The sequence below is a fragment of the Methanocalculus natronophilus genome (assembly GCF_038751955.1).
GTDB lineage: Archaea > Halobacteriota > Methanomicrobia > Methanomicrobiales > Methanocorpusculaceae > Methanocalculus > Methanocalculus natronophilus.
This window is the reverse complement of the sequence record NZ_JBCEXH010000003.1, coordinates 192,624-214,942: the sequence shown is the minus strand read 5'-3', so window position 1 is coordinate 214,942 and position 22,319 is coordinate 192,624. Positions and strand designations below refer to the sequence as shown.

Below are 22,319 nucleotides of genomic sequence, written 5' to 3'. Positions count from 1 at the left end.
ATGATTGGAAAAGAGATCCGGCTTGAACGGATAATGGATCGAAATACCGGGAGAACAGTGATAATCCCAATGGATCACGGGTTCACCCTTGGACAGATTGAAGGACTGATGGATATGCAGGCAGTCGTTGACAATGTGAGTGCAGGCGGAGCAAACGCCATCATCCTCCATAAAGGGATGGTGAGGGGAGGCCACCGCCGAAGGGGGAGGGATATCGGTTTAATCATCCACCTCTCTGCCAGCACCCAGATGAACCCTGATCCAAACGACAAGGTGCTGATCTGCACAGTCGAGGAGGCGATCACGCTCGGCGCAGATGCGGTCTCGATTCATATCAATCTCGGCGCACCACAGGAATCGAATATGATTGAGGCAGCGGGAACCGTCTCGCGTGACTGCAACCGGTGGGGAATCCCACTTTTAATCATGATCTACCCAAGAGGCGAAGGCATTGAACCGCATGATCCAGGGGCTGTTGCTCATTGTGTGCGTGTGGCTGAAGAGCTTGGAGCAGATCTGATCAAGACGAACTACCCGATGGACAGTGAGGCTTTTGCGAGGATCGTCTCTTCTTCATCAGTTCCGGTGCTGGTTGCCGGGGGCGAGAAGGGCGGTGATCTGGATGCGCTCAGGATGATTGATGATGCTGTTGGGGCAGGGTGTTCAGGGGTCTGTATGGGACGCAATGCCTTCCAGCGTACCAATACAACCGAGTTTGTCCATGCCATCACGCGGGTGGTTCATGGCAGGGAGAAGCCCGCAGCTATCGAGAGGGATCTCATATGAAGGAGTTCTGGGTTGAGATATCGCCCTGGAAGAAGGAGGCGGCACTGGCCGCAATAGAAGGCGGGGCAACGGCACTCTTCCTTGATTCAAAAGAGCAGGCTGCAGGGCTTGCCCGGATACCCATTGCCTCGCCCGATGGTGATCTCATCGAGGGGAGGGATTACCGGAGGATCGAAATCTCGGATAAGGCAACAGAAGAGCAGGCAGCAGACTATGCAAAACACGGCCGCGTCATTGTCAGGACCACCGACTGGACCGTCATCCCGCTTGAGAACCTTGTAGCGGTAAGTGATCAGGTAATCGCCGAGGTGACTGATGCAGAGGAAGCAGCGCTTGCGCTTGGCATACTGGAGAAAGGGGTCGGCGGCATCCTCCTGGTATCAGATGATCCAGGCGAGATCAGATCTGTTGCAGCACTTCTGGAAGGCGATGGTGGGACCGTCCCGCTCGTCTCCCTGACCGTGACCGGGATCCGGTCCGTTGGCGTGGGTGATCGGGTCTGTATTGATACCTGCTCACTCCTCAATGAGAGCGAAGGGATGCTTGTTGGGAATACCTCGTCAGCGCTGCTTCTGGTGGCTGCGGAAACGCTGGAGAACCCCTATGTATCACCGAGACCCTTCAGGGTGAATGCAGGAGCTGTTCATATGTACCTCCTCGCACCGGATGGAAAGACCCGGTACCTCTCCGAGGTAGGAGCAGGGCAGACCGGCAGTTCTGTTGCAGCTGATGGGAAGAGCAGGTCGGTTTCGGTTGGCAGGGTAAAGATTGAGCGTCGGCCCATGCTGCTCATCGAGGCAGAACGGGACGGGGCGGTTGCATCTGCTGTTATCCAGAACGCCGAGACCGTCAGGCTTGTCGGGGAAGACGGCAACTGTATCAGTGTCGTTGATCTGCGGGAAGGGGATCAGATCCTTGGCTACCTGACCACAGGAGGCAGGCATTTCGGGGTTGCAATTGATGAGACCATCATTGAGAGATGACGGAAAAAACGTGGTTATCATCGGTGGAACCGGTCAGATGGGCCGGCTCTTCCAGGCGATCTTTGAAGAGGCGGGCTGCCTTGTTGAGGTGACCGGACGAGCATCAGCAGAAGAATACAGAGCCCTCGCACAAGCAGCAGGGGTTGTGCTGGTCACTGTTCCCATCCAGGCAACAGAGGCCGTCATCCGGGATATTGCACCCGTTCTGAAACCTGATCAGCTGATAGCTGATCTCACCTCCCTGAAGGTGATGCCGGTTGCTGCCATGATGGAGTCTGATGCACAGGTGATCGGGCTTCACCCGCTCTTTGGGCCGAATATGGCAACACTCAGGGGCCAGAAGATGATCATGACACCGGTTCGTGCAGATGACAGGACACATGCCTGGCTTTCCGGGATATGTATGGCCGCAGGCATGCATCTGCATGAAACCTCTCCTGAAGAGCATGACAGGGCAATGGCGATTATGCAGGGGCTCGTTCATGTCCAGAGCATAAGCCTTGCCCATACGCTCAGGATCATGAATCTCCGGATACCTGATCTCCTCCCGTTTGCCACCCCGAATGCCCATGCATCACTTGCATTCATGGCACGGACACTCGCACAGGATCCTGACCTCTATGGAGGCATGCTCCTTGGCAACCCGGATCTGGATCTGGTGATCAGAACCTATATCAGCTCCATGAAAGAGATTGGAGATTGTATCCGGGACAAGGGTGAAGAGGAGTTCAGGCAGGAGTTTGAGGCAGACAGCACCTTTGTACTGCCAATGCAAAAAGATGCCATCCCGCTCACAAATAAGCTGCTTGACCTGGTGGTGGAGGAATGGTAGCAGCAGCGCTTGGGCCCTTTGGGACATTCAGCCATGAACTTGCACTCCGACTCTACGGGGAAGAGCCGATCCTCCTTCCAACGATTGCACAGGTCTTTGCCATGGCAGAACGTGGCGAGGCGATTGGCATTGTCCCGCTGGAAAACAGTGAAGCAGGCGGTGTCGGGCCAACACTCGACTGCCTCTGCCGCTATTGTGTCTGGATAACCGGTGAATACTATCTTCCCATTCATCACCATCTTGCATCACATTCAAAAGTAGAGGATATCAGGGTGATATATGCCCATCCCCAGACGCATGAACAGTGCAGCGAGGTGTTTGATCGCCTTGCCATCCCGATAGTCCATACAAGCAGCAATGCGGCAAGTGCAATAGAAGCAAGGGATCAGATTGATGCGGGAGCAGTCATACCGGGTGCTGCTGCTGCTCATTACCAGATCCCAATTATTATGCGTGACCTCCAGAATAATGCATCAAATACCACCCGGTTTATCAGGATCGAAGATGCGGCATATACCGGACGCGATCCGGTCAAGTGCAGCATATTAATCGATCCCAGTGAGGATATCCCCGGCCTTCTCCACAGGCTCCTCTCCCCGTTTGCAAAACGTTCAATCAATCTCTCAAGGATCGAGTCCCGGCCTGCAGGCCGGGGTATCGGAACATACCGGTTCTTCCTTGATTTTGAGGCTGCTCCAGGTTTTTTGGATGCACTTACTGAACTCAGGGCCAGCGTGCCGATCAGGGAGTTTGGCTGCTACCCGACCCTCGAGGTGCCAGGATGATTGTGACACTGGAAAAACAAGCAAATCCAGTGCATCTTACAGTGAAGGCCCCGCCATCCAAGAGCTATACGCACCGTGCCCTTCTCGCAGCTGCACTTGCTGAAGGTGAGTCTCTCATCGAGGATCCACTCGTTGCCGAAGACACCTTGCTGACCCTGAAGGCCTTGAAAAGCCTTGGTGTTGCGTGTGAAGAGAGAAAGGAAGGAGTTTGGATCGAGGGCACTGGCGGCGAACTCCGGCCTGGCGGCCGTGTGGTGCTGGATATGAAAAACTCCGGGACAAGCATGCGTCTTCTGGCATCGGTTGCACTGCTTGCCGATCAGCCGGTTGTCCTGACAGGGAGCAAAAGGATGTGCAAGCGGCCGATAGGAGCCCTGGTATCTGCCTTAAACAGCATCGGGGGTGAGGTGACCTGTCTTGGAGAGCTTGGATATCCTCCAATAGAGGTCTCAGGTACCCTCAGGGGTGGGGATGTGACCATATCGTCTGCTGAGAGCAGCCAGTTTGTCACCTCGCTTCTCCTGGCAGCACCATATGCTGAGGACGATATATCAGTCACTCTTGATGGAGAGCTCGTGTCAGAGAGTTACCTTGCGATTACCAGGTCCCTGATGGCATCATTTGGGGTATCCTCATCTGCACCTGACAACAGGACCTTTGAGGTGGCAGCCGGCCAGGCTTACCAGGGCAGAATCTACAGGGTTGAGGGGGATTATTCATCATCATCCTACTTCTTTGCAATTGGTGCTGTCTGTGGGGGTGAGGTCAGGGTTTCAAACCTGAACCCGGACTCACCCCAGGGTGATCGGCAGTTCCCCTTCCTCCTCAGGGATATGGGCTGCAGCCTGCAGCCATTCAATGACGGATACCAGATCAGCCGTCATGACAGGCTTGCAGGAATCGACTGCACCATGACGGCAATGCCGGATACTGTCCAGACACTTGCAGCTGTTGCCCCGTTTGCAGAGGGAGAGACCATCATCAGAGGCATTGCACATCTCAGGTACAAGGAAAGCGACAGGATTCTCGCCCTCCAAAGGGTGCTTGGCACAGTCGGCGTCCAGGCACCTGTATCAGGTGATGCGATCCGGATCATGCCGGGCAATCTCCATGGAGGGGTAATTGATCCAGAGGATGATCATCGGACAGCCATGAGTGGAGCAGTACTTGGTCTTGGTATTGGTGGCGTCAGTATCAGGGACGCTGAATGCGTCGGAAAATCATTCCCTGATTTCTGGGGTATACTGCGGGGTGCAGGATTATGGAGCGGTACATCTTAATCGGCCTTCGTGGGACAGGCAAGTCGACAATTGGCAGGATATTGGCAGGAAAACTGGCTCTCCCCTTCTTTGACACTGACAAGCTCATAGAGAAGGAAGCAGGGTGCTCTATTGGTGCGATCTTTTCATCATCAGGTGAAGAGGCGTTCCGGGAGATGGAACACACCGTTATCAGCAGGCTTCCCCGGGGCCCTGCTGTGATTGCAACCGGGGGTGGAGCGGTGCTGGATGAGAGGAACCGTCTTATGCTGAGGCGCGATTCGCATATCATCCACCTGACTGCAGATCCAGAAACTCTGGAAGAGCGGACACGCAGAGGGGGCCGGCCTCCTCTTACCTCACTTGACCCGACAGGGGAGATCCGCCATCTTCAGGAGATCCGTGGCCCTCTCTACCGTGGGCTTGCAGATATCTGCCTGAATACGAAAGGAGAGACTGCCAGGGATGTCGCAGAGATGATCAACAGATCCGGCGGCATTCCTGCACGAAGCCTTGATGATTTTGGATCAGTGATGAGTCGGATCGGATCCAGTGCGATAGAGGATCTAATAGAGAGCCCCCAGCTTTTTGGCATCACCGGAAATCCGGTATCACACAGCAGAAGCCCGCATCTCTATAATACACTCTTCCCTGAGTACTCAATACCAGCCCGATACCTCTTCTTCCAGGCAGACTCTGCTCTGGATGCAGTCAGTATGATGCAGGCAGCAGGGGCGAAAGGGCTATCTGTCACAATCCCGTTCAAAGAGACGATGATATCCGCAATTGACAGGCCTGATGCCGGCTGTGATGCCATTGGCGCGGTCAATACGGTCGTCTCCTGTGACGGAACGCTCTATGGCCATAACACCGACTGGATCGGGATCCAGTTGCCACTTTCCGGCCTGAAAGGATCTGATGCCCTTGTGATCGGTGCTGGCGGGGCTGCAGCAGCGGCTGTGTATGCGCTGCAGGCACTTGCTATGGATGTCACAATCATCAACAGGAACATGCGCCGTGGCGAGGCGCTCGCAGAGCGGTTCGGATGCAGCGCAGCACCAGTTGATCAGATACAGAAAGCCGATCTGATCGTCAATGCCACACCCCTTGGGATGAAGGATGAAGATGAGCTCCCTGTTCCAGGGAGGGTGCTTCAGCCCGGTGTTACGGTCTTTGATCTCGTCTATACGCCGCCTTTGACTCCTCTTCTGAAAAAAGCTAAGGCAGCCGGGTGTGCCATTATCCCGGGGACAGAGATGTTTATACACCAGGCAGCGGCACAGTTTCAGCTTCTTACCGGAATTACTCCTGATATCAACCGTATCCGGGAGGTGATGGCATCATGAATTCATATGGCAACCTCTTCAGGGTTACCACATTCGGGGAAAGCCACGGCCCGGGGATTGGTGTTGTTGTCGATGGCTGTCCACCGGGGATTGCACTCGCTGAAGAGGATATACAGGCCCTTATGGAGAGGAGACGGCCAGGCCGCGGCCCGACAATGTCCCCCCGGCCGGAACCAGACAGGATTGAGATATTCTCAGGAGTTTTTGAAGGAAAGACGACAGGAATGCCGGTTGCCATCCTGGTCAGAAATGTTGCACAGCAGAGCAGCGATTATGAGGAGCTCCGTGATATCTTCAGGCCCGGGCATGCCGATTATACCTATGAGAAGAAATACGGCATCCGGGACCACCGGGGCGGCGGGAGGAGTTCCGGCCGGGAGACTGCTGCACGCGTGGCGGCGGGGGCTGTTGCTATTCAGTGCCTGAAACTCAGGGGAATAACTGTATCGAGCCATATCTGCGAGATACACGGGAACAGTGATCCCGCACTGTTTGAACCTGAGATCCTAGCTGCCCAGGAGCGGGGAGATTCTGTTGGCGGGATCATCGGGGTGCATGCATACGGCTGCCCGCCGGGGCTTGGGGATCCGGTATTTGGCAAACTCGATGCATCGATTGCCGGTGCACTGATGGGTATCGGATCTGTCAAGGGCGTTGAGATAGGCGAAGGCTTTGCTGCTGCCGGGATGTATGGGAGTGAGATGAATGATCCGCTCATGCAGTCCGGGTTTGCAACAAACCATGCCGGGGGTATCCTCGGGGGGATATCCAGTGGTGAGCCGATCCGCATCAGGGTTGCAGTCAAGCCGACACCGTCTGTTGCCCTGCCCCAGCAGACGGTTGATAAAAACGGAGACGAGACGACGATCCGCATCAGAGGGAGGCATGACCCCTGCATTGTGCCACGAATTCTTGTGGTTGCGGAGTGCATGCTCGCGCTTGTCCTGATGGATGCACTCCTGATGAAAGAGCGGTTCAGCGGGTTCCTTTGAGAAGGCGGAGAGCCTCTCTCATCTCACTGATATGGAACTGGCCAGCTGCTGTCTCATCTCCTGCATGGCAGAAGGCAAGGTGTGATCCCAGCAGGAGCAGGACCGGCCTGAGCCAGGAGTATCCGGATCCCATGATTGAGACAGCAATTGGCTTTTCTGATGCCACCAGCCAGGAGAGGAGGGTGACAGCGTCATCATCGTTTCCCGGGGCAAGCACAATCTTTGGGATATCACCAAATGATCTGAGCCTGCGGACGCAATCGAAAAATTCACCGGCTGTGAGCATCCGGTCAGCATGATAGGAGGCTATTATCTGTCTGCCTTGTGAACGAACCCACCCTGCATGGAGCGAGAACCGCTCCTCAATATCCACCATATCCGCATATGCCAGCAGTGGGGATATGATAGCTCTCCATTCATCGGCATCACCCTGGAAACGGCCTCCCTCTTCCCTGCTTCTGAGTGTCAGGAGGATTGGTGTATCAATGCGGGATCTGATCACCCCAAGTCTCTCCGGAGAAACAGGATCCATCAGATCGAGGCGGATCTCAAGTGCATATGGCTTCTCTGCTGCTGCCGGTTCGATTCTGTCAGGTGTATGAATTGATATGATATAGTTCATGCGAGATCCCTTTTCAGGAACGGGCCGGTTGTGATCCCGCCCCATGAGACGTTCTTTATCTCTTCTTTCAGCCGGGTGATATCGCCGCCATTGAGGGCATCCCTGTAGGCGCGGCAGACGGTTTCTGCATAGGTTTTGGTTCTGCCCCGAAGCTCAATTGCAAGCACCGCAGCGCCTGCATCAATGATGGCAGGGAGATGGTCTATCAGAGAGGTCTCAACTGCATTGGAGATAATGGTTCTGCATTCGCAATCCACCCTGACCGGAAACGCTTTTCCTGTACTGTCACGGATTGCAATGAGCCTCTTTTCAGCACCGGACGGGCAGGGATGCCGTCCACGGGCAATGCACTGTTTTGTTATCATTGCAGGGACAAGGCCCTGCACAAAGAACTCAACTGATCCATCAACCCGCGATCCGATCGTCACCAGATCAATTAGCCTGAGCTCCCGGGAGAGGGCAATTGATCCAAAGAGATCTGATACCTCCTGAAATGCATCATGGTTAGTGATATTAAGAGCAGATGAACCTGCAATTTCAATACCAGGAGCAATAGTGTGGACAGCCTCTGCAATTCCCGGACTGCCGGCCATGACGCCCCGGATACCGATGCTGACTGCCTCAGGCAGGATGCTGAGTGCGCAGTCCAGAAACTGCTTCCCTGGTATATCAGAAAACTTCCAGAAAATGGCAATATTGTCTCCTGAAGAGAGCTCAATAAGTTGTCTGAACTCATCAAGAACCGCTCTCTGCCAGCCGCCCGGGTCTGTCACAATCCTCCCTCCACAGGATGAGAGAGAGAGATCGGGTTCATAGTAGATCCGGTTGCAGCCACCCCGGATTGCACCTTCTGCCTGCTGGAGTGTGCCTGCATAGACCGCAACAGATGCCGGGGATTGCACCCGCTCTCTTCCCTGTTGCGGGATTTCTCTCTTCAGGTAATCAGAAAGCCGTGCTTCGGCATCGAGAATTGTCTGCTGGTCCGGCTCCTGTGCCCGGATCATGGCATCAGATGCCTCGTCAAGGAACCTCCGCCTCAATGCTGTTATCTCCCTGATCGGAAGGAAGCGATCGCCCTCGTACTCAACAGCTTCTATCTCAAGCACAAACTGTGTATCGCCGGTCCGGTGCAGGAGATCCAGAATGGTGTGTGTGGCAAGTGGTTTATTGACTGCCGCAGCCATCGGGGATTCTGATTCTGCGGATATTGTTACCCGGTCTCCTCCCGGCAGGGTGATCAGCCCCGAGAGCCGGAGGTGATCGCTCTCTAGATCAACCGAGGTGATGACAGGGATCTCTTTCCCTCCCCCATGGTGGTAGGATGCGATCAGATCTGCTGCTGCCCGCTCAACAGATGCCCGTTTATTGATTGCTGCAACAGCACCTCTCCTGACAGGTGAGGGAACAGGTATCCTGACCCGCCCGTCCCGCTCTCTCACCGTCTGCCTGATCTCACACCCGACATCCTCCTCGCCGCCATAGAGAAAGACAATACCATCCCCAATCTCAGGTTTTGCCCCCCTGAGATCGCCGATGACAGCCTCGCTGCGCATCCGATCGTACCACTGGACAATCCCAAAGGAGACACCCCGGTGGTGGGGCCTCTCTTCCGAGAGGAAGGTCGGGCCCAGTGCACCAAAGAGATGGCCCCGGGTAAAGCCCCGGTTGAAACTGTAGTATGCAGGGAGCAGGTCGTCTTCTTCAGGGCTGAACGTGCCGTCTGCGATGGCATCAAGTGCCTGCCGGTAGAGGGAGGTGATGGTGGCGACATATTCCGGAGACTTCATTCTTCCTTCGATCTTGACTGCTGCAACAGGCGGGATCTCTGGTAATCGCGGGTAGATAGCAAGATCACGGGGGGAGAGGAGATAGCTTGCCTGCTCTTCTGCTGTTCTATCCTGCAGTATACAGCCCACATTGTCTGTCTCTCCAATGACCGGTGCATAGAGGCGCCTGCATGGCTGGGCACATCTCCCGCGGTTCCCGCTCCTTCCACCGATGACAGACGAGAGGAGGCACTGGCCCGAATACCCCATGCAGAGGGCGCCATGGGCGAAGATCTCGGTTTCGACCCCGATAGCTGCTGCTGATGCCGTGACGTCCCTGACCTCCTCACGTGAAAGTTCACGGGCAAGGACGATACGCCTGATCCCCTGCCGGGCTGCATACCGTACTCCTTCAGCTGAATGGATCGTCATCTGGGTGGATGCATGGAGCGGCAGTTCCGGAACAATCTCGCGTGCAAGCCTGATGACGCCCATGTCCTGGACGAGAACCGCATCGACACCCATCCTGAAGAGTGCAACGAGGTGACTGGCAACAGCTGGAAGTTCATCATCCAGAATGAGGGTATTGACGGTGACATACACCCGGACACCCCGGGCATGTGCATCCCGGATGGTTTTGGCAAGTGCGTCATCATCAAAATTATCTGCAAACGCACGTGCGCCAAACCGCCTGCCCGAGAGGTACACGGCATCTGCTCCTGCTGCAACAGCAGCCTCGAATGCCTCACGCGAGCCTGCGGGTGCGAGCAGTTCGGGGATGCCGGATCGAGGAGTCATCATGAACAGATAGGCGGCAACAACTGATAAAGAAAGGGTGCTCAGAGGATGAGATGCCCCATGTCACCTGATATCGACCCGCTCACCTGAGACCATGTAATGGATCTTCTCTGCTGCCTTACAGGCATGATCGGCACACCGTTCAAGATAACGGGCGATGAGAAGGTAATTGGTACAGAACCGGATAGTTTCAGGTTCCTCTTCCATGATACGGATGCAGTCTTCATATATTGTATAGCGCATCTGGTCGATGATATCATCACGGTCTGAGAAACCTTCAAGAAGGCTGATCTCCCCTGTCTCAAATGCCCGGAGTGCATCGTCAAGCATCGAGAGTGAACGCGTTGCCATCTCCCTCAGGCCAGCCATATCCCTGACATGCTCACCCGGCGGGAGCTTATAGATGCAGTGACAGATATCCTTTCCATACCTGCCGATACGCTCTGCTGATGAGACGAGATTCATACAGCAGGCGATGGTTCTGAGATCTTTTGCGACAGGCTGGTGCAGTGCCAGAAGCCTGAGTCCCATCTCTTCGAGCTGGTCAGATCTCAGCCTGAGAAAGAGTTTCCGCGGAACCTCGAGTTCCTGGTGCATTGCCGGGGAGCCGTCTGGTGCATCTGTTATGATACAGTACTTCTCCATGCCTCCGGCTATCTCGCATGCCTGCTCACGATCCAGGCGTGTGAAGGCATCAAAAGAGTCACGGAGCATCGTCTGGGCAAAGATGCTGTACTGCTCAACGGCCTGTTTAAAGGATAGCAGCTCCTGGTGGTAATGGTCTTTCATCAGAATCACCCAAATCTCCCCGTAATGTAATTCTCTGTCAGTTCTTCCTGTGGCCGCTCAAAGATGGTGGGTGTCGTATCGAATTCTATGAGCTTTCCCATATACATAAAACCGGTGTAATCTGAGACCCGGGCAGCCTGCTGCATGTTGTGGGTGACGATCACCACGGTATACTCGTTCTTCAGATCAGCGATCAGGTTCTCGATCTTTGATGTTGCGATCGGATCAAGTGCAGAGCATGGTTCATCCATCAGGATAATATCCGGTCCAACCGAGAGGCTGCGTGCGATGCAGAGACGTTGCTGCTGGCCTCCTGAGAGTGAGCGGGCGGCATCATGCAGACGATCCTGCACCTCGTCCCAGAGAGCAGCACCGTGCAGGCTCTCTTCTGCGATTCTGTCAAGCTCTTCCCGATCTTTTATGCCATGAACCTTCGGGCCATAGACGACGTTCTCATAGATGGATTTTGGGAAGGGGTTTGGCTGCTGGAAGACCATGCCGATCCGTTTCCGTAATTCAACCACATCGGTCTGGTGATTGTTAATCTCTTCACCATGGTACCGGATGGATCCGCTGACCCGGCAGCCTGAAATGGTGTCGTTCATCCTGTTAAAACACCGGAGCAGGGTTGATTTCCCACATCCTGACGGGCCGATGAGCGCAGTCACCTGCCGGGCCGGAACCCGGATTGAGATATCGATGAGCGCCTGGGTATCGCCATAGGAGAGGTTGAGATCCTTTGTTTCAAGTGCGTATTCCTTCATGATTTCTACCATTGAATAGTCTTTTTTGCATATCTTCTCATCAGAACGGCAACTGCATAGATGCAGGTGACCAGGGTAAGGAGGACGAGTGCCGTCCCGTACTTCTGGGTATCTGCTCCGGGAACATTTGTTGCAAGCACAAAGAGGTGATAGGGGAGGGCCATGACCGGCTCAAAGACCGATGTCGGCAGATACCTCTTCGAGAAGACAACAGCAGTAAAGAGGAGCGGTGCGGTCTCACCTGCTGCCCGTCCGATCCCAAGAATTGTCCCTGTCAGGATGCCCGGAGCAGCAGCAGGTAAAACCACCCTCGATATCGTATGCCACCGGGTTGCGCCAAGTGCCAGGCTTCCCTGCCTGAGCGAGTCAGGAACGGATTTCAGGGCTTCCTCGCTTGTTCTCACAATTGTCGGAAGGATCATCAGTGCAAGGGTTATCTGGCCAGCGAGGAGTGAGACACCAAGCCCGACAAAGAGGACAAGAAACGCAAAGCCGAAGAGACCAAAGACTATCGAAGGGGTGCCATTCAGTAGATCGTTTCCTGCCCTGATAATCCGTGTGATCCGTCCTTCTACCGTATATTCGTTCAGGTAGATCGCAGCCCCGATACCGATTGGGAGGGCTATTGCGATTGCCCCGGCAACCAGATAGACGGTGCCGACGATCGCGGGGAAGATGCCTCCTTCACGGCCGAGGTTGCGTGGCCCTTCAGTTAAAAACTCCCAGCTGATGGCCGGGAGCCCGTGATAGACGATGTCAAGGATGATCACACAGAGAACGAACAGCACAAGTGCCGTTGCTCCTGTGACAGCTGCAAAGGCAATCTTTTCCTGTGACTGGCGTGAGAAATACCTGGAAATAATAAGGAATGTTCCAAGAGTTGCTGAAAGAAGCACAAGACCAATGAATCCCCCAACCTGGTATGCAAGCCAGAACACCCCGATCAGGAGACTGATCTTAAGGGCCCGTGCTGCTTTTTCTCTTATATGCACAGGGAGAAGGGGGGATTTACCTGAACCGGTCTGCCCTTCCCGGATTCTCCGGAGGATACATGAGGCAGAGAGGTTGATGACGAGGGCTATGAGAAGAAGGACAAGTGCGATGGCAAAGAGGGCATGGTAGTGGGTGCTCCCAACAGATACTTCTCCCATCTCAATACCAAGCGTGGCGGTAAGAGTTCTGACGCTTGAGAGTATATTCCAGAGGGGATCCGGGATCACCGCGGCGTTCCCGGTGACCATGAGAACAGCCATCGTCTCGCCGATTGCCCGTCCAAGACCGAGGATAATGGCGGCAGTGATGCCTGATAGTGCTGAGGGGATGATCACGCCGGTGATCGTCTGCCATCGTGTTGCACCGAGTGCAAGTGATGCGGCCCGGTATTCCTGTGGAACACTGCTGATTGCATCTTCAGAAACAGAGACAATTGTCGGAAGTGCCATGATTCCAAGGATAATTGATCCGGCAAGCCATGTTGCACCTGAAGGGAGATCAAAGGTGATCCTGAGCCAGTTGGTAAGGACGACAAGGCCAAAGAATCCATACACGACAGATGGGATGCCCGCCAGCAGTTCTATTGCAGGTTTTATGGTTTCCCGAAACTGCGGCGGTGCCACTTCTGCGATGAAGATGGCAGATCCAATCCCAAGAGGAATGGCAATGACCATTGCACCAATCGTGACAAGAAGTGTCCCGACGATGATGGCCGAGATCCCATACAACGGAACGACGCTCGTTGGTGTCCAGGTGTCTTTGAAGAGGATATCAACAATGCCAATCTCAAGAAACGCCGGAAGAGCCTCCTTAATCAGGAAGCCGAGGATGAGAATGATTGTGACTGTTGCGACAAGAGCAGTGCAGAGCCACATGCAGGATATTGCATACTCTTTCTTCTGCCGGTTTATGCTGCTCTCTGATTCATGGAGCGATGTATGTTCATCACTCCTTTTCCGTAGTAATCCCATATACATCAAAAAAATGATCGGGATTCATCACCGGACTGGAACAAATCCTTCCTTTTCCACCAATGCCTGGCCTTCAGCACTCATCAGGAAGTCAAGGTAGTCTTTTACAAGGCCAGAGCCTGTTCCAACTGAGTAGAAATGCAGACCTCGTGCTATCGGGTAGCTTCTATCTTTTACATTGGCGATGGTCGGGGCAACAAGCGTCCCATCCTTGTTGATGCTGACTGCTGTTACCGTGTTGTCGAGATACCCAAGGCCGACATACCCGATCGCGCCAGGTGTCTGTGCAATCGTCTGTTTGACTGCGCCATTTGAGTTCAGTTCCTGCTGCGTCCTGACAAACTCTTCTTTGTGCATGACTTCTTCATAAAAGAATTCACGGGTACCTGAAGCACTGTCCCGTCCGACAACAACAATCTCGCTGTCACTTCCGCCGACATCCTGCCAGTTTGTGATCCCGCCCTTGTATATGGCCTTAATCTCGGCAAGTGTCAGCGATGTAACAGGGTTTGACGGATGAATGATCATGGCGATGCCGTCATATGCAATCACATGCTCGACAAGCTCCGGGTACTGGTCCATCTCTGACTGCCTGATGTCCCGTGATGCCATCCCGATATCGGCTGTGCCTTCACCGACTGCCTTGATACCGACACCTGAACCTCCACCGGAGACGAGGATCTCATCATACCTGTGCCTGTCCATATACTCATCAGCCGCAAGCTGTGCAATTGGCAGGACAGTCGTCGATCCAGTAATGGATATTATTCGCATCTCTTTCTTCTCCTCATCACTGACACATCCACTTACAAGGGCGGCTGCACCAATCAGGAGAATTACCAATCCGGCAAGATAAGCCGGATAGATTCTGCTGGTGACTGATTGAGTCATCAATAGAAAGAGTGGGGTGAGAAAGTATAGTGCCTTTCCTCATAAAGTATAGATTAATAATAAAATATAGAGATGCCTATACTTTCATATACAATCCAATACTATTAACATGGAGGAGAGATATGGTTCAATCCGGTTTCTCATCCTGCAGGAGAGAATTCCAATGGAGATACGAAAAATTCAGGTGACAGGGGGGTCCTCGTATGTCCTCTCATTACCCAAGAGCTGGGCAGTTCAACAGAATATCCAGAAGAACGATCCGATCGGCATCATCACCCAGGCAGACGGCAGCCTTCTTGTCACAACAGATATCAAAGGGATCTCTTCTCAGCGGGAGAAGGACTTTTTCCTCAAGGACTTTACAGATCCAGAATGCCTCTTCCGCTGCCTGATCAGCGCCTATATCACCGGCTTCACCACCATCAGGATCACATCCAAAAAGAGAATCCCGCCAGAAATCCGCCAGAAAGTGCGGGACTATACACAGATGGCAATCGGCCAGGAAGTTGGCGAGGAGACAGATTACTCAATTGTCCTCAAAGATATCCTCAACCCCACCGAGATGCCGCTCGAGAACACCATCAAGCGGATGTATGTGATCGTCAAAGCGATGCATTACGATGCCATCACTGCACTTGGAGAGGGGGATGCCGCACTCTGCGATGACATCATCTCCCGTGATAATGATATCGACCGGCTCCACTGGCTGATCAGCAGGCAGTACCACCTGATATCCCATAACCCCTCACTCTCCCGCAGAATGAATATCACAATCGGAACTGCGATGACGTTTCTGCAGATATCCCGGATAATTGAGCGTATCGCCGATCACGCAGTCACCATCGCCTCGAATGTCCAGAACCTGATTCAGATGCAGGAGGGGGTCCCGCTTGATCCTGATCTGGGGCAGAAGATACGTGAGGCAGATGAAGCGGCACTTGGAGTTTTCAGGCGGAGCATACGCTCGTTCTATGATCAGAATATCCATGAGGCAAATGCAAGCATCGGATCTGTCCAGGAGAACACAGGGCTCTACAAGGCCCTGAAAGAGGATTTCTCCAGGCTGGATAGTCCTCAAAGTATATACTATGGGTTTATTGCAAGCAGCATCGCACGGATCGGCGAGTATTCAAGCGATATTGCGGAGATTGTCATCAACCACTGTATCGGCGAAGATGAGCGTGGCAGATGACAGGGGAGAGAGACAGAGAGAGAGAATATTTATCCTCACCGGTTGCAACCGGTAACTATCCAGAATCAGGGAGATGACTACCCAATGGAACATATCCTCGAAGTTGACCAGATGACCTGGGAGAAGCATGTCGAGCGGGCAAAAGACCCGGTTGTTATCTTCTTTTACTCACCTACATGCCCGCACTGCCAGTCGATGATGCCCTACTACCAGGAATTTGCCAGTGAATTGTCAGAAGCAATCCTCTTTGTCAGGATTGATGTCTCGGCAAACCCCTGGATTGCCGAGCGGTATGGCATCATGAGCACACCAACATTTGCCGTCTTCTGTACAGGAAAACCCATATCACAGCGTGTTGGCGCAGTCTATCCTGCGCTTCTCCGGAAGATGATCGAAGAAGGGATTGCGGGTGCAAAGGAGTGTGCAGGACAATCAACAGCCATCGACTATGAGATCACCGGATACGGATGAAAGCCCAGGAGAAAAGACGGGGATTCTATTTTTGACTCTTCTGCAAAATTCTTATCGCTCGTGTTTTTCCTGAATTCTTCGGAACATGGGAAAAGATCCCGGGTATAGAGCATGATAGAGAGCCCGATGCAGCAACCGGATCATTAGGAGTGAGTGAGTGAGTGAGTGAGTGAATGAGTGAAACAGGTGCGGCGCGGGTATAGGGGGGCGGGGTCAGCGAAAGAGGCAGGCTGACAGAACTGATACACCCTTGCTCAAGAGAGCAACCTGAAAGGCGATTCCAAAGGAGTCGGGGTGGTATCTGCTTCTGGCACGCCAAACGAAGCTTTCCCGCCCCTCCCGCGCCAGCATCTGCGGCCGCCCGGCACGAACCTCACTTGCGATAGCATCTTGCGGACGGGGCAGGGGCGGTGGGGGGTTTTCTGAGACGCAAATACGAGTAGCCCTTCTTCAACGTAACCTGGCCCCTGTCTCTTACTATTGTCGCTGACTCTTCTACCTCTACTACTCTGAAAGCCTGAAGCTTGAGCTATAGATGTGAATGTGAGAATGTATGACGTCCTTTTTCATTATATTGGCCAAAAAAATAGCAATTTTGAGGCCATTTGTGTAGTATGAGAGCCTTTGGATAGGAATGGACTATCAGAAGTATGGAGAAGAACCATTAATTTCGAACTACTTGCTTTTTAGTTTCAGAGAGCAGCTTCAATAGCCTCTATCCGCTCAAGATAGCCTTTCATATCCCCTTTCCTGAGGAGGCCTTGTGCATTCATATACCGGACTTTCCCAAAGATCGGGCGTTCCTTCCATGCACGATCATGCTTCCCAAAACACCAGGCAACCCCGGCATACCCGTTTGGATCCCTGCCATCCAGCTCATAGCGATCATTGAACCTGACCGCATGCGAATATGCAATTTCCGGCGTCTCTGACCATTCGAGGATCTTCTTCCCCCAGTACATCCGCATGTAATTATGCATCCTCCCGCAGAGAACCATCTCCTTCTGGGCGGCGTTCCAGAATGGATCATGAGTCTCTGCGCGCTCCAGCTCTTCATATGAGTAGAGATATTCCCGCCTGTCACCTTCATGCTCAAAGAGCGTCTTCTCCGCCCAGTCGGGGAGGCAGGCGAATTGATCATATGCTTCATTATACCAGACAAAATTGATGGCAAGCTCCCGTCTGATAATTAATTCCTCAAGAAAACCGCCTCGTCCTGCCGCCCTCCGTGCCACGTGGGCAGGTGATATCTGCCCAAAATGGAGGTACGGACTCAGGCCCGACGTGACATTCTGCCCAGGATCATTTCGTTTTGTATCATAGAGAGACGGGTTTGTTCCAAGGAAGTGCGTTAGCCTTCTCTCTGCCTCGCCGATTCCGCCCCGCGCGACCTGTGGTTCTGCTGGCGAATACTTCTGAATCCTCTTCAGGAGATCATCAATGCGAGAAGGAGAGAGCCTCATGCCCGTCTCCTGCGACTGCCGCAGAACGGAAGTCTCCTCTGTTGGTTGGAGGAACTGCCCGATCTGTGGGGTGATCTTTCTCCTCAATGTGGCAGCTGACCATTCCTCCTTTAATGACGCTGACCTGATTGGCACAATGGTATCCGACTCCACCTCAAGGCATGGGCAGTCCATTTTGTCAGCTATCTCCCGGCGCCATGCCCGTTCATGTCTCAGGAAGCCGCGATCGCAGACAAGGAGGGCTGCATCTTCTGCTCTCTTTACAATGGAACCTGTTGGATCTCCAAAGAGGAATTCAAATGCTATGCCGCGCTCGATCAAGGCATGTTCAGTCCAGGCAAGCCCTTCCAGCATGAACCGGAAGGTGCGGGGTGAGGCTTCCGGATAATCGGGAATTAGCGTAAAAAGAACGACAATAGGCAGCTTTCGCTGGTTTGCCTCCTGGATCGCGTATTCAAGGGCATGGTTCTCAGTTGCGCGCTGGGAACGCTGCATCCAGTAGACGACACAGTCTCCCTGATAATCCCCGGTTGTGCCGGTATCGTCTGAGAGGTAGTGAATACGTGCCGGCTCGATCATCATGCCTCCTGGCTCTTCTTCTCTGGTTCCGGATCCAGAAGAGCTGCCTGATACTGTAATACTATGCCCGATAGCAGAAGTATTTGTCCCATCGCAACTGACCTGCCTGCAGTGAACACCACACCAGAAACTGATCTGAGAGAGCGCGAAATTGCATTGCTTGAATCTGCACAGGATGGCCAGACGACAACATCGGTTCAGTTATTCCAGGATCTCATCCTCTATTACTACCGTCATTTTGGCAGGGATCTCCCCTGGCGGCATACGGCTGACCCCTACCATATACTCGTCTCTGAGATAATGCTCCAGCAGACACAGGTGGAACGGGTCGTACCAAAATACACTGCATTTCTTGAGGCTTTCCCCTCAATTGACGCACTTGCAGCTGCACCATTACCGGATCTCCTCATGGTATGGTCTGGGCTTGGATACAACAGGCGTGCTATCAGTCTCCAGACGACAGCGGTGATGCTTCGGGATGAGTATAACGGGATTATACCAGCTGATCCAGAAGAACTCAGGCGCCTGCCCGGCATCGGGAAGGCAACTGCTGCTGCAATCTGTGCATATGCCTTCAATATGCCGGTTGTCTATATCGAGACAAATATCCGGCAGCTCATCATCCACTACTTCTTCCAGGGAGCAGACGATATCCCGGATACTGCCCTTGTCCCAGTTCTTGAAAAGGCCCTCTATCGGGACGCACCACGCGATTTCTACAGCGGCATGATGGATTATGGAACAGATCTCAGGAAACGCCGGAAGAACCAGAACACAAGAAGCAGGCACTACCACCGCCAGGCACCGTTTGCGGGATCGGATCGGGAGATCAGGGGGGAGATTCTGAGGCTTCTTCTCAAGCAGAAAGAGATGCCAGGCGATCTGCTCTTCACTTCATGCAATGCCGACCCCGTCCGGGTACAGAGGATTGTCTGTGATCTTGAAAAAGAGGGGTTTGTCCGTTTGGATGCAGGAGTCTATACGATCAGGGATGACACGAGGGTTTCAGACATTCTTCAGCGCGACAATATCCTTGACTCCCGTCAGCTTCCAGACCATTGACCGCTCTTCACGGGCGATCGATTCCGGCGGATCCTGGGGAGAATGACCAAGAGCTGCCAGGATGTTATTGGAAAGCTTCCGATCCTTGATTAATTCAACAAATTTTTCCCTGATCATCTTCTTCTCTATCGAATCAGTTACCTCCTCAATTCTCCCCTGCATTGTCACAAAAGTGTAGCAGGAGAGGTCTTTTGAGTACTTTTCCACTTCAACAGATACATAGGGACTTTCACGGAAGAGATTCATCTTCTTTCCATACTTCGTCGACAAAAAGTAGAGGAACCGTCCATCAAAGACATAGAGGAAAGGTGCAATATAGGGGTATTTTTCCCCTTGAAACGCAATCCGTGAGACATACCCTTCTTCGATAAGGCTGTCGTATTCTTTCTTCTCCATCTTTGGAATTTTAATGATGTCCATCTGAGTACACCTGTTGATGGATATTTCCTCAGGATGTTTAAAGTTATTGATTTTATCCGGAACTGCACTGGTCAATTCCTGCTCTTTTAGCCAGAATTACAAAAACCAGTGCAGAAACAAGTGAAACCACACCTGCTGCCTCAAAAACAAACCGGATATCAGAGATGTCCATGATTAAACCTGAAATTATCGGTGCAGTCACCATTCCAACGCTCATTGCCGTGTTAAAAGCCCCCATGGAGGCCCCCTGCCCGATTGTCCGTCCGGCAATTGCTACAACTGCTGTTGATGCGGGCATCGCAAGTGCACTTCCAATACCAAGCAGAAGTGAGATACAAAAGAGCCCGATAAAGCCGCCCGTAAACGGGATAATAATCAGGCAGAGGGAGACGATGACTGTGCCTCCGGCTATAAGGCTGGTTTTTGAGTATCTGTCTGCCAGCGTGCCAAAGTAGTGCTGGAGAAGGCCGGTTGCCAAAATTGAGGTTGAGATGATGAGCCCGGCCTGAAAGGCTGACAATCCCATCCAGAATGTTGCGATAACCGGGAGAAAAACCATGAATGTGCCGTTTGCATATGCATTCATGATCCGGAAGAAGAGCACCGGACGCATGATGGTGCTGAAGAGGGCATCCCTGATTGAAGATTCCATCCTGAGCGAGATGCCGGATTCCGGGAGGAAAAAGAGGCATATGAAGAAGGCAATGGCTGAGAGGAGTGCCATGAGCTGGAAGACCGGGGCGATACCAACCGCATCAAGAACTGCGCCCCCGATGAGCGGGCCGCACCCAAGGCCAAGGAAAAGGGAGGTGTTGAATGATCCCATGTAGAAGCCCTCCCTGCCCGGTGTTGAGAGATCTGCAACATATGCCATGGCAACCGGAATAACCATCGCAGAGGCAAAGCCATGGGCTATCCTGACAGCAGTGAGTTCAGCAACAGATCCGGCATAGATGTAGGTGAGGGAGATGACACAGAAGAGTCCAAGACCAAGCAGGATGAAGATCTTTCTCCCTCTCCGGTCTGAATATCTCCCGATAAGAGGCATGAAAACGGCCCTCGACAATGCGAAACCAGAAAATATAAGCCCAATCCCGATTCCGGTTGCACCCAGCGTATCTGCATAATAGGGCAGCAGGGGAACGACAATCCCAAGTCCAAGCATCGAGGCAAAGACTGCGATAAAGAGGATGTGAAGTGGGAAAAGGCGACGCACATCTAAAAGCTTGTTCTATAGAGAGATAATGGTGCCTCCCGGGGCAATGAACAATGGAATTTGATTTTTTGACGATCTTCTTCCCGTATTCTGCATTGGCTGCAACTGGTACTATCAATAGGTGTAATAGGTTTGGAGAATAAATACAAAATGACGGTAATCATGCAGGATCTCCTCATCCGTGCCGAAGCATTTGATTCGGTGCTCTTTGACCTTGATAATACGCTTGTTGAGTTTATACCAGCAAAAAAAAAGGCCTGTGCAGCCGTCATAGAATCAATTGGCTGCGGGGATCCTGATGAACTCTTCTCTTATTTTCTCCGCAGGAAGTATGGGTTTGAAGACTGTGCAAATATCTTTGATTACCTCTCGGATAACGGGGTTGCCGGCTCTGCCACGTACCTGAATGCATGTACGACCTATGAGGCGGTGAAACTGGCATCCATTGAGCCATATCCTGGAATCCGGGACGTGGTATCCTCGCTATCCTCTGGTGGCGTGAAGCTTGCGGTTGTCACGGATGCAGACTCAGACCATGCCTGGGAACGGTTGGGAAAAGCCGGGCTGGATGGTTTTTTTGAGGCTGTCATTACCCCGGATATCAGTGGAAGCAGAAAGCCGGATCCAGATTCATTTCTGATGGCTCTTGACAGTCTCCGAACAAAGCCAATCCATGCTCTCACAATCGGTGACAGTATCCGCCGTGATATTGCTCCTGCCCAAAAGCTTGGCATGTGCACGATTCATGCAGCATATGGAGACTGGCACCCGGATGAAACAAAAGAAGCAGCTCTTTGGACGCTCAGTGCGGAGAAGCCTGATCATCTGCACCGCCTGCTGCTTGGAGAGAAGAGCAGATAACGTCAGGGAGGGGAGGGGCAGATGGAATGACTATCCATCATTGGTTGTTTGATAGTGTCCCCCTCTCAATTGCCCTTCTCTCCGGTTAAAGAACAGGTATCTGTCATTTCATACTCCATCGTTTCCTTGGAGAGGAAGTACGCGAGCACTGTCCTGATTGCAACGATTGCACCAAGGAGCAGGATATCCTCAAGTTTTGGAGCAATGATAGTAGCAAGAATATCTGCAGCAATAATAAATTCAAGCCCAAATATTATTTTGTTAGAGAAATCTCTCCGTATATGACCATATTTGAGAGTCCGGCTTCGAAAGATCTCTATTTTGATGATGCCGATTGCTCCCCGGATGCCACCATAAATGATCATGATAGCACCGGCTATCTCAAATATGAGAATACAGTAATCCAGAATGAGATTCAGATAATGCATACAAGATGTAATCAGTATAGCCAATTATTAAAGGATCGCCAAATCAGACA

General features: G+C 52.7%; 21 protein-coding genes. 11 read left to right on the top strand and 10 right to left on the bottom strand.

The window, feature by feature from the left end:
* Genes ABCO64_RS05130 through ABCO64_RS05100 form a run of 7 tightly spaced genes read left to right on the top strand, consistent with a single transcriptional unit; the run spans position 1 to position 6,983 of the window.
* Positions 1-786 carry a 2-amino-3,7-dideoxy-D-threo-hept-6-ulosonate synthase gene (locus ABCO64_RS05130; protein ID WP_253456640.1) on the top strand — a complete coding sequence of 262 codons (786 nt, stop codon included), beginning with the start codon at positions 1-3 and terminating at the stop codon, positions 784-786.
* A complete protein-coding gene (locus ABCO64_RS05125) occupies positions 783-1,769 on the top strand; it encodes a 3-dehydroquinate synthase II (RefSeq protein WP_253456643.1) in 987 nt (328 codons plus the stop codon). Before ABCO64_RS05130 ends, ABCO64_RS05125 begins: the two co-directional genes overlap by 4 nt.
* Complete coding sequence (locus ABCO64_RS05120) at positions 1,759-2,601, top strand: prephenate dehydrogenase/arogenate dehydrogenase family protein (protein ID WP_253456646.1); 843 nt, start codon at positions 1,759-1,761, stop codon at positions 2,599-2,601. The genes ABCO64_RS05125 and ABCO64_RS05120 overlap by 11 nt, the downstream gene beginning before the upstream one ends.
* Positions 2,595-3,386 carry a prephenate dehydratase gene (locus ABCO64_RS05115; protein ID WP_253456649.1) on the top strand — a complete coding sequence of 264 codons (792 nt, stop codon included), beginning with the start codon at positions 2,595-2,597 and terminating at the stop codon, positions 3,384-3,386. Before ABCO64_RS05120 ends, ABCO64_RS05115 begins: the two co-directional genes overlap by 7 nt.
* Entirely contained in the window at positions 3,386-4,666 is a 1,281-nt protein-coding gene (gene aroA / locus ABCO64_RS05110; protein ID WP_371922848.1) for a 3-phosphoshikimate 1-carboxyvinyltransferase, read from the top strand. The genes ABCO64_RS05115 and aroA overlap by 1 nt, the downstream gene beginning before the upstream one ends.
* Positions 4,648-5,991 (top strand): shikimate dehydrogenase, encoded by a 1,344-nt coding sequence (aroE, locus tag ABCO64_RS05105; RefSeq protein ID WP_253456655.1) that lies wholly within the window; start codon positions 4,648-4,650, stop codon positions 5,989-5,991. The genes aroA and aroE overlap by 19 nt, the downstream gene beginning before the upstream one ends.
* Complete coding sequence (locus ABCO64_RS05100) at positions 5,988-6,983, top strand: chorismate synthase (protein ID WP_253456658.1); 996 nt, start codon at positions 5,988-5,990, stop codon at positions 6,981-6,983. The genes aroE and ABCO64_RS05100 overlap by 4 nt, the downstream gene beginning before the upstream one ends.
* On the opposite strand, the gene ABCO64_RS05095 is transcribed toward ABCO64_RS05100, so the two are convergent.
* From ABCO64_RS05095 to ABCO64_RS05070, 6 genes are all read right to left on the bottom strand, one after another.
* Positions 6,967-7,605: a type I 3-dehydroquinate dehydratase gene (locus tag ABCO64_RS05095; RefSeq protein WP_253456661.1), complete on the bottom strand. Its 639-nt coding sequence runs from the start codon at positions 7,603-7,605 to the stop codon at positions 6,967-6,969. The genes ABCO64_RS05100 and ABCO64_RS05095 overlap by 17 nt on opposite strands.
* Entirely contained in the window at positions 7,602-10,172 is a 2,571-nt protein-coding gene (locus tag ABCO64_RS05090; RefSeq protein WP_253456666.1) for a U32 family peptidase, read from the bottom strand. The genes ABCO64_RS05095 and ABCO64_RS05090 overlap by 4 nt, the downstream gene beginning before the upstream one ends.
* A gap of 60 nt (positions 10,173-10,232) precedes the next feature.
* A complete protein-coding gene (locus tag ABCO64_RS05085; RefSeq protein WP_253456669.1) occupies positions 10,233-10,958 on the bottom strand; it encodes a phosphate signaling complex PhoU family protein in 726 nt (241 codons plus the stop codon).
* 5 nt (positions 10,959-10,963) lie between these two features.
* Positions 10,964-11,734, bottom strand: coding sequence for a phosphate ABC transporter ATP-binding protein PstB (gene pstB / locus ABCO64_RS05080; RefSeq protein ID WP_343089251.1), 771 nt, complete (start codon positions 11,732-11,734; stop codon positions 10,964-10,966).
* The gene (pstA, locus tag ABCO64_RS05075) at positions 11,728-13,590 is read right to left on the bottom strand and encodes a phosphate ABC transporter permease PstA (RefSeq protein WP_253457358.1); all 1,863 of its coding nucleotides are present in this window, start codon (positions 13,588-13,590) and stop codon (positions 11,728-11,730) included. The genes pstB and pstA overlap by 7 nt, the downstream gene beginning before the upstream one ends.
* Positions 13,591-13,713: 123 nt before the next feature.
* Complete coding sequence (locus tag ABCO64_RS05070; RefSeq protein ID WP_253456674.1) at positions 13,714-14,577, bottom strand: phosphate ABC transporter substrate-binding protein; 864 nt, start codon at positions 14,575-14,577, stop codon at positions 13,714-13,716.
* 109 nt (positions 14,578-14,686) lie between these two features.
* On the opposite strand from ABCO64_RS05070, the gene ABCO64_RS05065 reads away from it, so the two are divergent.
* Both ABCO64_RS05065 and ABCO64_RS05060 read left to right on the top strand, forming a co-directional pair.
* Positions 14,687-15,769 carry a PhoU domain-containing protein gene (locus ABCO64_RS05065; RefSeq protein ID WP_343089250.1) on the top strand — a complete coding sequence of 361 codons (1,083 nt, stop codon included), beginning with the start codon at positions 14,687-14,689 and terminating at the stop codon, positions 15,767-15,769.
* Positions 15,770-15,853: 84 nt separating this feature from the next.
* Positions 15,854-16,240, top strand: coding sequence for a thioredoxin family protein (locus ABCO64_RS05060; protein ID WP_253456680.1), 387 nt, complete (start codon positions 15,854-15,856; stop codon positions 16,238-16,240).
* 692 nt (positions 16,241-16,932) lie between these two features.
* Here the strand turns inward: ABCO64_RS05060 and ABCO64_RS05055 are convergent.
* Complete coding sequence (locus tag ABCO64_RS05055) at positions 16,933-18,285, bottom strand: deoxyribodipyrimidine photo-lyase (protein ID WP_253456683.1); 1,353 nt, start codon at positions 18,283-18,285, stop codon at positions 16,933-16,935.
* 108 nt (positions 18,286-18,393) lie between these two features.
* Between ABCO64_RS05055 and ABCO64_RS05050 the strand changes: the two genes are divergently transcribed.
* Positions 18,394-19,344, top strand: a complete 951-nt coding sequence (locus tag ABCO64_RS05050) for an HhH-GPD family protein (RefSeq protein WP_343089249.1) — start codon at positions 18,394-18,396, stop codon at positions 19,342-19,344.
* On the opposite strand, the gene ABCO64_RS05045 is transcribed toward ABCO64_RS05050, so the two are convergent.
* Entirely contained in the window at positions 19,288-19,764 is a 477-nt protein-coding gene (locus tag ABCO64_RS05045; RefSeq protein WP_253456690.1) for a pyridoxamine 5'-phosphate oxidase family protein, read from the bottom strand. The genes ABCO64_RS05050 and ABCO64_RS05045 overlap by 57 nt on opposite strands.
* A 52-nt stretch (positions 19,765-19,816) precedes the next feature.
* On the bottom strand, positions 19,817-20,980 hold the full coding sequence (locus tag ABCO64_RS05040; RefSeq protein ID WP_253456693.1) for an MFS transporter: 1,164 nt from the start codon (positions 20,978-20,980) through the stop codon (positions 19,817-19,819).
* Positions 20,981-21,130: 150 nt separating this feature from the next.
* Here ABCO64_RS05040 and ABCO64_RS05035 point away from each other — a divergent pair, with 150 nt between their 5' ends.
* A complete protein-coding gene (locus ABCO64_RS05035; protein ID WP_253456696.1) occupies positions 21,131-21,841 on the top strand; it encodes an HAD family hydrolase in 711 nt (236 codons plus the stop codon).
* 65 nt (positions 21,842-21,906) lie between these two features.
* On the opposite strand, the gene ABCO64_RS05030 is transcribed toward ABCO64_RS05035, so the two are convergent.
* Complete coding sequence (locus ABCO64_RS05030) at positions 21,907-22,269, bottom strand: DUF1622 domain-containing protein (protein ID WP_292615820.1); 363 nt, start codon at positions 22,267-22,269, stop codon at positions 21,907-21,909.
* Positions 22,270-22,319 lie beyond the last annotated feature (50 nt).

Coding starts and splice junctions, on each gene's coding strand:
- ABCO64_RS05130 (WP_253456640.1), top strand. CDS start 1: ATGATTGGAAAAGAGATCCGGCTTGAACGGATAATGGATCGAAATACC.
- ABCO64_RS05125 (WP_253456643.1), top strand. CDS start 783: ATGAAGGAGTTCTGGGTTGAGATATCGCCCTGGAAGAAGGAGGCGGCA.
- ABCO64_RS05115 (WP_253456649.1), top strand. CDS start 2,595: ATGGTAGCAGCAGCGCTTGGGCCCTTTGGGACATTCAGCCATGAACTT.
- aroE (WP_253456655.1), top strand. CDS start 4,648: ATGGAGCGGTACATCTTAATCGGCCTTCGTGGGACAGGCAAGTCGACA.
- ABCO64_RS05100 (WP_253456658.1), top strand. CDS start 5,988: ATGAATTCATATGGCAACCTCTTCAGGGTTACCACATTCGGGGAAAGC.
- ABCO64_RS05095 (WP_253456661.1), bottom strand. CDS start 7,605: ATGAACTATATCATATCAATTCATACACCTGACAGAATCGAACCGGCA.
- ABCO64_RS05090 (WP_253456666.1), bottom strand. CDS start 10,172: ATGATGACTCCTCGATCCGGCATCCCCGAACTGCTCGCACCCGCAGGC.
- ABCO64_RS05085 (WP_253456669.1), bottom strand. CDS start 10,958: ATGAAAGACCATTACCACCAGGAGCTGCTATCCTTTAAACAGGCCGTT.
- pstB (WP_343089251.1), bottom strand. CDS start 11,734: ATGGTAGAAATCATGAAGGAATACGCACTTGAAACAAAGGATCTCAAC.
- pstA (WP_253457358.1), bottom strand. CDS start 13,590: ATGTGGCTCTGCACTGCTCTTGTCGCAACAGTCACAATCATTCTCATC.
- ABCO64_RS05070 (WP_253456674.1), bottom strand. CDS start 14,577: ATGACTCAATCAGTCACCAGCAGAATCTATCCGGCTTATCTTGCCGGA.
- ABCO64_RS05065 (WP_343089250.1), top strand. CDS start 14,687: ATGGAGGAGAGATATGGTTCAATCCGGTTTCTCATCCTGCAGGAGAGA.
- ABCO64_RS05060 (WP_253456680.1), top strand. CDS start 15,854: ATGGAACATATCCTCGAAGTTGACCAGATGACCTGGGAGAAGCATGTC.
- ABCO64_RS05055 (WP_253456683.1), bottom strand. CDS start 18,285: ATGATGATCGAGCCGGCACGTATTCACTACCTCTCAGACGATACCGGC.
- ABCO64_RS05045 (WP_253456690.1), bottom strand. CDS start 19,764: ATGGACATCATTAAAATTCCAAAGATGGAGAAGAAAGAATACGACAGC.
- ABCO64_RS05035 (WP_253456696.1), top strand. CDS start 21,131: ATGACGGTAATCATGCAGGATCTCCTCATCCGTGCCGAAGCATTTGAT.
- ABCO64_RS05030 (WP_292615820.1), bottom strand. CDS start 22,269: ATGCATTATCTGAATCTCATTCTGGATTACTGTATTCTCATATTTGAG.